The following is a 12,139-nucleotide window of genomic DNA, read 5'->3' on the forward strand; positions in this document are numbered from 1 at the left end:
GTTTGCAGTGATTTGAACCACAACACCAACTGTTTGGGTGTTGTATAGTCAAGCCTCACGAGCAATTAGTATTGGTCAGCTTCACATATCACTATGCTTCCACATCCAACCTATCAACGTCGTAGTCTTCAACGGCTCTTTAGAGGACATAAAGTCCTAGGGAAATCTTATCTTGAGGTAGGCTTCCCGCTTAGATGCTTTCAGCGGTTATCCCTTCCGAACATAGCTACCCGGCGATGCGACTGGCGTCACAACCGGTACACCAGAGGTTCGTCCACTCTGGTCCTCTCGTACTAGGAGCAGATCCTCTCAAATTTCCAACGCCCACGGTAGATAGGGACCGAACTGTCTCACGACGTTCTAAACCCAGCTCGCGTACCTCTTTAAATGGCGAACAGCCATACCCTTGGGACCTGCTTCAGCCCCAGGATGAGATGAGCCGACATCGAGGTGCCAAACACCGCCGTCGATATGAACTCTTGGGCGGTATCAGCCTGTTATCCCCAGAGTACCTTTTATCCGTTGAGCGATGGCCCTTCCATACAGAACCACCGGATCACTAAGACCTACTTTCGTACCTGCTCGACTTGTGGGTCTCGCAGTTAAGCGCGCTTTTGCCTTTATACTCTACGCGTGATTTCCGACCACGCTGAGCGCACCTTCGTACTCCTCCGTTACTCTTTAGGAGGAGACCGCCCCAGTCAAACTACCCACCAGACATGGTCCTCGCTCCAGATAATGGAGCAGAGTTAGAACCTCAATATTACCAGGGTGGTATTTCAAGATTGGCTCCACCGAAACTAGCGTCTCGGTTTCAAAGCCTCCCACCTATCCTACACAAGTAAGATCAAAGTTCAATGTCAAGCTGCAGTAAAGGTTCACGGGGTCTTTCCGTCTAGCCGCGGGTACACCGCATCTTCACGGCGAATTCGATTTCACTGAGTCTCTGCTGGAGACAGCGCCCCCATCATTATGCCATTCGTGCAGGTCGGAACTTACCCGACAAGGAATTTCGCTACCTTAGGACCGTTATAGTTACGGCCGCCGTTTACTGGGGCTTCGATCAAGAGCTTCGCTTACGCTAACCCCATCAATTAACCTTCCAGCACCGGGCAGGCATCACACCCTATACGTCCACTTTCGTGTTTGCAGAGTGCTATGTTTTTAATAAACAGTTGCAGGGGCCTGGTTTCTGTGGCTGCCAATAGCTCAAGGAGTAAATCCTATCACCGTCGGCAGCGTACCTTCTCCCGAAGTTACGGTACCATTTTGCCTAGTTCCTTCAGCAGAGTTCTCTCAAGCGCTTTGGTCTACTCGACCTGACCACCTGTGTCGGTTTCGGGTACGATTCCTATGTAACTGAAGCTTAGAGACTTTTCCTGGAAGCATGGTATCAGCCACTTCACTGTACAAGTACAGCTTGCTATCAGTTCTCAGCATAGAGTACCCCGGATTTGCCTAAGATACATGCCTACAACCTTCCACCTGGACAACCAACGCCAGGCTGACTTAACCTTCTCCGTCCTCTCATCGCATTACATAGAAGTATTGGAATATTAACCAATTTCCCATCGACTACGCCTCTCGGCCTCGCCTTAGGGGTCGACTCACCCAGCCCCGATTAACGTTGGACTGGAACCCTTGGTCTTTCAGCGTGCGAGTTTTTCACTCGCATTGTCGTTACTCACGTCAGCATTCGCACTTCTGATACCTCCAGCATACTTCTCAATACACCTTCATCGGCTTACAGAACGCTCCCCTACCACTTGCAATAAATTGCAAATCCGCAGCTTCGGCATATAGTTTTAGCCCCGTTACATCTTCCGCGCAGGCCGACTCGACTAGTGAGCTATTACGCTTTCTTTAAAGGGTGGCTGCTTCTAAGCCAACCTCCTAGCTGTCTATGCCTTCCCACATCGTTTCCCACTTAACTATAATTTTGGGGCCTTAGCTGGCGGTCTGGATTGTTTTCCTCTTGACTACGGACGTTAGCACCCGCAGTCTGTCTCCCGGATAGTACTCATTGGTATTCGGAGTTTGCATCGGTTTGGTAAGTCGGGATGACCCCCTAGCCGAAACAGTGCTCTACCCCCAATGGTATTCGTCCGAGGCGCTACCTAAATAGCTTTCGGGGAGAACCAGCTATCACCGAGTTTGATTAGCCTTTCACCCCTATCCACAAGTCATCCCCTGGCTTTTCAACGACAGTGGGTTCGGTCCTCCAGTTAGTGTTACCCAACCTTCAACCTGCTCATGGATAGATCACCCGGTTTCGGGTCTACACCCAGCAACTAAACGCCCTATTAAGACTCGATTTCTCTACGGCTCCCCTATTCGGTTAACCTCGCTACTGAATGTAAGTCGCTGACCCATTATACAAAAGGTACGCAGTCACCGAACAAGTCGGCTCCCACTGCTTGTATGCATGCGGTTTCAGGATCTATTTCACTCCCCTCACAGGGGTTCTTTTCGCCTTTCCCTCACGGTACTGGTTCACTATCGGTCAGTCAGGAGTATTTAGCCTTGGAGGATGGTCCCCCCATATTCAGACAAGGTTTCACGTGCCCCGCCCTACTCGACATCATCATATAAGCCCTTTCGTGTACAGGACTATCACCCACTATGGTTGCACTTCCCAGAGCATTCCACTAGAACTTATATGACTTAATGGGCTTTTCCCCGTTCGCTCGCCGCTACTGAGGGAATCTCAATTGATTTCTTTTCCTAAGGGTACTGAGATGTTTCACTTCCCCTCGTTCGCCTCGTATGACTATGTATTCATCATACGATACCTGCCTTATGACAGGTGGGTTTCCCCATTCAGAAATCTCCGGATCACAGGATATTTGCCGCCTCCCCGGAGCTTATCGCAGGCTATTACGTCTTTCATCGCCTCTGACTGCCAAGGCATCCACCACATGCACTTAATTACTTGACTATACAACCCCAAACAGTCGTTAATCCCTACAAGTAGGATTAAGACAGTCTATGATGATTTCTCATCACTTCCTTACAGTTTGTTGTTCTGTGTACTTAAACACTGTACAGCTTCAATTCAATTCACATACCAAAACGCTTGATTCAGTTAATTTCGCTAGTAACTCATTTCTTTAATCTTCATCATCCAGTAATAAATCACTGTTAATGTCGATCTTAAAAACGAGTATGAACAAATTATTTCAACTCAAATATATTCTGTTAATGATTTTTCCAGCCTTCGTCAGGTCAGGAAACTGTGATAAATCACAGAAGTTAATAAGCTTTAACTTACTAAGTTCTATAATCTATGGTGGAGACTAGGAGAGTCGAACTCCTGACCTCCTGCGTGCAAAGCAGGCGCTCTACCAACTAAGCTAAGTCCCCAGCTTATCAATAAGTCAATGTTTCTGTTTTCTGTATTCAGCATTTAACAATGCTTGTTAGTCAGATTTGGTGGGTCTGACAAGACTTGAACTTGTGACCCCACGCTTATCAAGCGTGTGCTCTAACCAACTGAGCTACAGACCCTCAGATACATCGTCATGAAGAACAACTTGTTGTGGATTCTTACCAATCGTCAATCTTTCGTTAAGGAGGTGATCCAGCCGCAGGTTCCCCTACGGCTACCTTGTTACGACTTCACCCCAGTCATCGGCCACACCGTGGTAAGCGTCCTCCTTGCGGTTAGACTACCTACTTCTGGTGCAACAAATTCCCATGGTGTGACGGGCGGTGTGTACAAGGCCCGGGAACGTATTCACCGCGGCATTCTGATCCGCGATTACTAGCGATTCCGACTTCATGGAGTCGAGTTGCAGACTCCAATCCGGACTACGATCGGCTTTTTGAGATTAGCATCCTATCGCTAGGTAGCAACCCTTTGTACCGACCATTGTAGCACGTGTGTAGCCCTGGTCGTAAGGGCCATGATGACTTGACGTCGTCCCCGCCTTCCTCCAGTTTGTCACTGGCAGTATCCTTAAAGTTCCCGGCTTAACCCGCTGGCAAATAAGGAAAAGGGTTGCGCTCGTTGCGGGACTTAACCCAACATCTCACGACACGAGCTGACGACAGCCATGCAGCACCTGTATGTAAGTTCCCGAAGGCACCAATCCATCTCTGGAAAGTTCTTACTATGTCAAGACCAGGTAAGGTTCTTCGCGTTGCATCGAATTAAACCACATGCTCCACCGCTTGTGCGGGCCCCCGTCAATTCATTTGAGTTTTAGTCTTGCGACCGTACTCCCCAGGCGGTCTACTTATCGCGTTAGCTGCGCCACTAAAGCCTCAAAGGCCCCAACGGCTAGTAGACATCGTTTACGGCATGGACTACCAGGGTATCTAATCCTGTTTGCTCCCCATGCTTTCGTACCTCAGCGTCAGTATTAGGCCAGATGGCTGCCTTCGCCATCGGTATTCCTCCAGATCTCTACGCATTTCACCGCTACACCTGGAATTCTACCATCCTCTCCCATACTCTAGCTTCCCAGTATCGAATGCAATTCCTAAGTTAAGCTCAGGGATTTCACATCCGACTTAAAAAGCCGCCTACGCACGCTTTACGCCCAGTAAATCCGATTAACGCTCGCACCCTCTGTATTACCGCGGCTGCTGGCACAGAGTTAGCCGGTGCTTATTCTGCGAGTAACGTCCACTATCCTAGAGTATTAATCCAAGTAGCCTCCTCCTCGCTTAAAGTGCTTTACAACCAAAAGGCCTTCTTCACACACGCGGCATGGCTGGATCAGGCTTTCGCCCATTGTCCAATATTCCCCACTGCTGCCTCCCGTAGGAGTCTGGGCCGTGTCTCAGTCCCAGTGTGGCGGATCATCCTCTCAGACCCGCTACAGATCGTCGCCTTGGTAGGCCTTTACCCCACCAACTAGCTAATCTGACTTAGGCTCATCTATTAGCGCAAGGTCCGAAGATCCCCTGCTTTCCCCCGTAGGGCGTATGCGGTATTAGCATTCCTTTCGGAATGTTGTCCCCCACTAATAGGCAGATTCCTAAGCATTACTCACCCGTCCGCCGCTAGGTCAGGTAGCAAGCTACCCTTCCCCGCTCGACTTGCATGTGTTAAGCCTGCCGCCAGCGTTCAATCTGAGCCATGATCAAACTCTTCAGTTAAAATCATTAGTAGCTTATGGCTACAAATCTTGGCTCATCAATTTTCTGACAAATATTTCTCAAATAAACTTCGAGTAATTTTTACCTTCAATCAATGAAATATTTTCGATCGATCAATCAGTAAAAATCCACACAAGTTGTTCTTCATAATCTCTTAATGATCTTCTTGCTGATTCGTCATCAGCAAGCTAGGTCGGCTATACTACTCTCTTTCAAGAAGAAGTCAACTGGTTTTGTTAATTATTTTTAAACTTATTCAAGACTTCCAGATTCTACCGCTTGGGCTAAATCCTTGTTTCTCAACAAGTTTTAATCAACATCACCGCCGATGGATGTGCATTCTACAGCATTTCCAAACCAACACAACCCCCTTTATTCAATTATTTATAAAAAAACCTCCAACTGTTTACTTATTCAGCAAAATATCGCTTTTTTACTAACATTTCTTAAAATTTGATTTAACAATGAGCAATAAAGAGCTGTTAAGATAGTTAAAAGATTATTTTTTTAATTCACCTGCTGATTATAAAGTTCCGGAACTCTTTTATATGCAACACATTCGCCACTTATGTGCTGGTCTACTCTTTGTAGGCTTTACAACATTTGCATTTGCTGAAGATGTAGCGCCTACAGCTGCCAGCGAAATAGATACCAGTGCTGATCCGCAAACAGCTCAATCTTCTTCGCTTAAAGAATTAAAGAATATTAAAGCAAAAGATTTAAAAGTAGATGCCAATGCAGCACAACCTGATAATGTAAAAGATCCGCTTCAACCTTTAAATAGACAAATTTTTGCCGTCAATGATGCTTTAGACCGTGCGATCGTTCGCCCAATTGCGGTGGAATATAAAGAAAAGATCCCTTCTCCGATTCGTGACTCTTATAGTGGCTTTCGTAAAAACCTCGGTGAACCTTGGAATGCGGTGAACCAACTTATACAAGGTCGTCCCGGCCGTGCCGCAAAAACTTTAGGTCGATTTACCATTAATACGGTAACTACTTTAGGTTTTGCAGATCCTGCTTCGCGCTTAGGTTTAGAAACTGAAGATGAAAACTTTGGTACGACTCTTGGCTATTGGGGGGTTCCATCTGGCCCATATCTAGTACTCCCAATTTTTGGACCAAGCACTTTCCGTGATGGCTTTGGTTTGGTTGTTGATGGCTATGCACGCCCACAAAGATATATTTTAGAAGATGAAGAAGGCCTGTATTGGGCGGAACAGGCTTTACGTGGTATTGATGTGCGATCACAACTGATTGATATTGAGGGTGCGATTCAAGGCGACAAATATTCCTCAATTCGTGATATTTATTTACAACGTAAAAACTTCATTATTGCTGAGAAAAAAGGCCAAGAAGCTGAAGGAATGTTCATTGATGAGGTCGGTGATGATGATTCTTCTAGCTCTCCATCAACCAATGAATCGCATCAAATGTTAGATACGGAATAACAATGTATTGCAGCTAGAGTTGAATTTTTTTTCTCTAGCTGTAATTTGCTTGTTATAGTAAAGCAATAGCTTAATGCTAAGGATAAGCCATTTTTTTTATGTATTTCATTCAACCTTCTCGCCATATTCCATATTTAGAACAGGTGCTAGACACACTACCAAGTGTGCAAATGATTCGCATAGAAGACATTGATCTTTATGACCCGACTATTATTGCTATTGCCGATATCCAAGATTATTTAGATTATAAATGGACACTGCCTACCATTGTCCTTGCCTTTGAAAATGAAGGTAGTGCTTTAGCCCAAGCTTGGGAACTCGGTGCTTTAGCAGGTTGGATGTGGAATAAACTGCCCAGTAACCCACAGCAATCCTTACTCAAAATTGATGCTCAATATAAGCGTAATCAAGACAGTCGCGATCTGCCTTCCGCTGCAGAGTTACAAAAGCGACTTTTACCAAACCCTATAGAACTCCAAAACTACACCGTTGAAACGTTTTTTCAACCTTCTGCTTATTTGTCTGGAGACTGGTTTGATTATTGGAAAATTAGCGATAAAGAAGTGATGTTCTATTTGGCTGATGTATCCGGTCATGGGGTCACCAGTAGTTTATTAACCTCTTGGATGGCGGCTTTTCATGGTCGTGCAAAAACACCGCGTGGACTCATTAAGAAACTCAATGGCATGTTAGTTCAAGAGAATATTGAAAAGCACATCACCATGATTGCAGGGATTTTAAACCTCGAAACCCATCAACTTCGCTGGTCGAGTGCAGGGCATTACCCCCCCGCAATTATCTTTGAGCCAAATCAAGCTCCTAAAATATTACATACCAGTAGTTTTCCTTTGGGCCTTACTGAAGAATTGGAAGTTGAAGAGCATGAATGTGTACTCAACCGTCATGCCCGCTTCATTATTTGTTCCGATGGCGCACTTGAACCCTTCAATGGCGGACTGAATGATCAGTTCACACAATTGGTGTATCATTTGCAAAATCAATCCTTTGAAGCACCAGAACATGTTGCAGATGATATTGCCATTTTAAGTTTACGTCGAATGAATTAATCAAATTATCAATAACTTATTACAATATCCTATCTTCTAAGACTGTTAGATACTTGAGTAAGTATTTGCCCTATGGGATAATTTCCTATCCTTCTCTGCAAATGGCATTTATATGTCAACAGGTCATGTTGAATATGCAAGCTTGAATGGAACGCATATTTTTAAGCTTATTGGCGAAGTGCGTGCCCAATCTTGTATCAGTCTAGACAAACTTTTAAACCGTATTGAACAACAGTCAAATGTTGTTGGTGCAATCGTAGATTTAACCCAAACTACATTCATCGACAGCACTGTGTTAGGCATTTTGGCAAAGTTAGGCTTAAAGCTTAAACAGATCCATAATATCCAAGCTGTCATGTTGTCCACCAACTCTGATATCACTACCTTAGCCAACAGTATGGGGCTAGGGCAGGTTTTTGTGATTTTAAACTACTGTGGCGATCCAAACGTTTGTACCCTCGAACTGATGGAAGAGCACATTACACATCGTAATATGTTAAACACCGTACTAGATGCGCATAAGACTTTGATGGAACTGAATCAAAGTAATCAAAATATGTTTGAACCTTTAGTCAAACAGTTGCAAAAAGAACAAGACAGCCTCGATCAAGTGTCACAGCAACAAAACGCATAACAACAAATTTTGTAGGCCCATTTATGACTTTACTTTCTGTTGCACAGATGAACTCTCAAAATGACATCGAAGCAAACTTCCTTGTTATTGAGTCTCTCATTCAACAAAGTAAAGCAAATGGTGCTGAACTTATTGTGTTTCCAGAAAACTTCGTTTGTTTTGCTGCAGGCAAACAACGTGAGACAGCAGCACAGTTTGAAGACATTCAAAAGCGTTTAGAAAATCTTGCTCATCAATATCAGATCTGGATCGTCGCGGGTACTCTCCCATGCCCGTTCCGTCCAGATGGTTCTGTTATTGAGGATGGTCGTGTTCGTACAGTCAGTCTTTGCATTAGCCCTGAACGTACTGAAGCACGTTATGACAAAATTCATTTGTTTGACGTACAAGTTGGCGATGCTGTGGGTGGCTACAAAGAATCGAAGTTTTTTGAACCTGGTACAGATGTCGTTGTGGCAAAAACGCCTTTTGGTAATATTGGCTTGATGGTTTGCTATGACTTACGCTTTCCTGAATTGGCTTTAACTTTACGCGCGCGTGGTGCAAATATTTTGACTGCTCCTGCTGCATTTACTTACACCACGGGGCAAATGCACTGGCAGTTATTATTACAAGCCCGTGCGATGGATAGCCAAAGCATCGTGTTAGGCGCAGCGCAACAAGGTTGGCATGGTGAAAAGAGACAAACTTGGGGACATGCAGCAGCAACCAATAGCCGTGGTCAAGTTTTGGATTTAATTCTTAACCCGGGTGCACAGTTGATTACGGTACCGTTTGACTTGGCGGAACAAGTTCAAATTCGTGAAAGCATGCCGTTAATGCAACACCGAAAATTAGTGCAGTTTTAATCACGCTGCGATCGTTTAAGACAAGGTTATTCTTCGCACAAAAACTTCATATTGATTCACTACTGCTCTTTCATGGAGTAGCTCTAGCTCTCATAAAATACATGACTCTAATTTATCTTTAAAATTAATAATCACTCGAATCGCTCTCAGTTTTCATTCACATCGACAAGCCCTGATTGCGAATGTTAAAAAACAATAATAGGATTCTATATCATTGATTTTTAATTAACTAAACCCTCAACTTAATCGCAAGCATTCTCTGTATAAATTTACAAAAACACTGCTTATTCTTTCTGCAATTTAGGACAGGATAAGGACTCAAATACAATATTCAGGGAATCACAATGTCTTTAGAAAAAGTAGTTTATACAGCACATGCTAAAGCGACAGGTGGGCGTGATGGTCGCGCAACCTCTTCTGATGGAATTTTAGATGTAAAACTCACCGTTCCTAAAGAAATGGGCGGCGCAGGTGGTGGAACCAACCCTGAACAGCTTTTTGCCGCAGGTTATTCTGCATGTTTTCTAGGTGCAATGAAGTTTGTTGCTAACCGTGACCAATTAAAAATTACACCTGATGTTTATATCGAAGGTGATGTAGGTATTGGCCCGATTCCAACAGGCTTTGGTATTCAAGTGACCTTGAACATTCATTTAGAAGGTTTAGAGCAAGCAGAAGCGCAAAAATTAGTGGATGCAGCACATATTGTTTGTCCTTATTCAAATGCAACGCGTGGCAATATTGATGTGACGTTGAATGTGATTGTTTAATTTTTAAATGAACATCCACTTAAAAATAAAGACTAATTTTTAGGTGGATTTAATTTATTCAAATATTCTATATTGACTTAAAGAATGTAGAAAAACACCTAAAATGAAACGTGACAAATCAAATGATGAAACTTTTCTTCAACTGACTAATATTGCAAATAATTTTAAATCGACTGAAGAAAATTATCTCCTTTCCTATCCTTATTTTTTAAATTACTTCCAAAATTTAGAATCTATCAATTTAGAGAATTTGGTTATCGGAATAAGTTTACTTACTCTTGGATGCCCATGATCCTAAAAGCGCTAAATCTTAAAAATACAGAAGAAGTTCTCTTCATCTTAAATGAAGTCAAAAAAGGCAAACTTATCGATGAACAACAACTTACAACGCTAAAAACTACCTTTAACAATTCACTTGTTGGTACATCAAAACTCTTACATTTTATAAACCCAAAGCAATATGCGATTTGGGACAGCCGTGTTTTTAGATTTCTAAACGATGTAGAACCACATAAATATAGACTAGAAAAGCCCAGAGCTTATATTGAGTATTTAAATCTTATCGAAGAGCTAAAAAATGAAAAAGCATTTACAGCATTTTTTGAGTTAATGAAACAAAAAGTTGGTTATGACATTACGGAATATAGAGCTTTGGAACTTGCATTTTTTAAAGGCTCTCAATTTCAAAATAAATGAACCCCTCTAAAATTGGATTTTTTAAATTTAATCTTTAGCTTCACTCATTACTCAGCCGCTTCATTAGTCACACGTAATACTTCTTCCAGTGTGGTTTTCCCAGCCAACACTTTACGCAAACCATCATCACGAATAGAGCCTGAGTGTTGTCGGGCATAACTTTCTAATTCATATTCAGCGGCATTGCCATGAACTAAACGGCGCATCTGATCGTCCACAGCGACAATTTCATAAATCGCCGTCCGCCCTGTAAAACCTGTATGTGCACAACGTTCACAGCCATTCGGTTGAGGTAACTGAAGTTCTGCTTTTGGATTCAAATGCTGAAACAGTTGTGTTTCAAAAGTATCGGCTTCATGCCATGTCACACAGTGACTACATAAGGTTCGCACTAAACGCTGTGCAATGACACCAATCAAAGAACTCGACAACAAAAACGGCTCAATGCCCATATCTTTTAAACGGGTCACCGCACCAATGGCCGTATTGGTATGCAGTGTAGATAAAACCAAATGCCCTGTGAGTGATGCTTGGACCGCAATTTCAGCCGTTTCCAAGTCACGGATTTCACCCACCATCACCACATCAGGATCTTGACGCAGCATGGCTTTTAAGGCTCTCGCAAAAGTCATATCGACTTTGGTGTTAACTTGGGTCTGTCCAATCCCTTCCAATTGATATTCGATCGGGTCTTCTGCGGTCAAAATATTTTTCGAACCATCATTAAGGTCTGAAAGCGCCGCATAAAGCGTTGTTGTTTTACCCGAACCTGTCGGCCCTGTGACCAAAATAATGCCGTGTGGGCGATGCACCAATTGGGTTAAACGCTCATAGTCAGGTTTCAATAAGCCCAAATGTGTCATGTTCAAACGACCGGCTTGTTTATCTAATAAACGCATCACCACACGTTCGCCATGTGATGATGGCAAAGTCGAAACACGCACATCCACTTCACGACCGGCTAAACGCAGTGAAATACGCCCATCTTGCGGAATCCGTTTTTCTGCAATATCCAATTTGGCCATGACTTTAATACGAGACACCAACAGCGGTGCTAGTTCACGGCGTGGCTGCACAATTTCACGTAATTGCCCATCGACACGTAAACGCACCGATAGTTTCTTTTCAAAAGCTTCAATATGAATATCTGATGCGCCAACACGAATGGCTTCAGACAATAACGCATTAATCAAACGAACAATTGGAGCATCATCTTCTTGATCCATCAGATCTTCAGCTTCAGGCACTTGGTCAGCTAAACTGAGTAAATCGGGATGATCTTCTAAACCTGCGGCCACTTGTTGTGATTCGCCACTGTCCCCTGCATAGCTACTGCTTAAAAGCTGGTGAAATTCTTCATCACTACACAGTTGATGTTGTGCTGCCACACCTAAAAAACGACGTGCCTCTTGCAAAGCCAACAACGAAGTACTTTCACGGCGCACAATAAAGGCTTGATCGCCTTCGTAACGCAACAGCACGCCATGACGCTTCGCAAAACTATAGGGAATTTGTAATTGTTTAAGCACTTGCATCTTAAAATTATAATAATGATGAAAAATATTAT

Annotated in this window: 7 protein-coding genes, 2 tRNA genes and 2 rRNA genes; 6 read left to right on the top strand and 5 right to left on the bottom strand. The window is 43.5% G+C overall.

Translation table 11 applies throughout. The features are described 5' to 3' along the window. Positions 1 to 44 precede the first annotated feature (44 nt). The 4 genes from AC5EUN_RS13475 to AC5EUN_RS13490 all read right to left on the bottom strand — a co-directional run bounded on the left by AC5EUN_RS13475 (position 45) and on the right by AC5EUN_RS13490 (position 5,106). Positions 45 to 2,938, bottom strand: a 23S ribosomal RNA gene (locus AC5EUN_RS13475). 349 nt (positions 2,939 to 3,287) lie between these two features. Then, positions 3,288 to 3,363 (bottom strand) — tRNA-Ala (locus AC5EUN_RS13480). 67 nt (positions 3,364 to 3,430) lie between these two features. Continuing rightward, positions 3,431 to 3,507, bottom strand: a tRNA-Ile gene (locus AC5EUN_RS13485). Between the two features lie 61 nt (positions 3,508 to 3,568). Continuing rightward, a 16S ribosomal RNA gene (locus AC5EUN_RS13490) occupies positions 3,569 to 5,106 on the bottom strand. The 16S and 23S rRNA genes sit together here with 2 tRNA genes alongside, the layout of an rRNA operon. A gap of 548 nt (positions 5,107 to 5,654) precedes the next feature. On the opposite strand from AC5EUN_RS13490, the gene AC5EUN_RS13495 reads away from it, so the two are divergent. From AC5EUN_RS13495 to AC5EUN_RS13520, 6 genes are all read left to right on the top strand, one after another. Continuing rightward, positions 5,655 to 6,557, top strand: a complete 903-nt coding sequence (locus tag AC5EUN_RS13495) for an MlaA family lipoprotein (protein WP_159153658.1) — start codon at positions 5,655 to 5,657, stop codon at positions 6,555 to 6,557. Positions 6,558 to 6,655: 98 nt separating this feature from the next. Further along, positions 6,656 to 7,624, top strand: a complete 969-nt coding sequence (gigA, locus tag AC5EUN_RS13500; RefSeq protein WP_078388698.1) for an RsbU family protein phosphatase GigA — start codon at positions 6,656 to 6,658, stop codon at positions 7,622 to 7,624. A 112-nt stretch (positions 7,625 to 7,736) separates the two neighbouring features. Next, a complete protein-coding gene (gene gigB, locus AC5EUN_RS13505) occupies positions 7,737 to 8,258 on the top strand; it encodes an anti-anti-sigma factor GigB (protein ID WP_004692241.1) in 522 nt (173 codons plus the stop codon). 23 nt (positions 8,259 to 8,281) lie between these two features. Beyond that, positions 8,282 to 9,106 carry a carbon-nitrogen hydrolase family protein gene (locus AC5EUN_RS13510; protein ID WP_159153657.1) on the top strand — a complete coding sequence of 275 codons (825 nt, stop codon included), beginning with the start codon at positions 8,282 to 8,284 and terminating at the stop codon, positions 9,104 to 9,106. Between the two features lie 344 nt (positions 9,107 to 9,450). Further along, positions 9,451 to 9,876 (top strand): organic hydroperoxide resistance protein, encoded by a 426-nt coding sequence (locus AC5EUN_RS13515; RefSeq protein ID WP_005400731.1) that lies wholly within the window; start codon positions 9,451 to 9,453, stop codon positions 9,874 to 9,876. Between the two features lie 288 nt (positions 9,877 to 10,164). Next, on the top strand, positions 10,165 to 10,572 hold the full coding sequence (locus tag AC5EUN_RS13520) for a hypothetical protein (protein WP_228276927.1): 408 nt from the start codon (positions 10,165 to 10,167) through the stop codon (positions 10,570 to 10,572). A 47-nt stretch (positions 10,573 to 10,619) separates the two neighbouring features. On the opposite strand, the gene gspE is transcribed toward AC5EUN_RS13520, so the two are convergent. Then, the gene (gspE, locus tag AC5EUN_RS13525; protein WP_159153656.1) at positions 10,620 to 12,107 is read right to left on the bottom strand and encodes a type II secretion system ATPase GspE; all 1,488 of its coding nucleotides are present in this window, start codon (positions 12,105 to 12,107) and stop codon (positions 10,620 to 10,622) included. Between the last annotated feature and the right edge of the window lie 32 nt (positions 12,108 to 12,139).

It is taken from the genome of Acinetobacter sp. CAU_H_S170_2 (genome assembly GCF_058890445.1).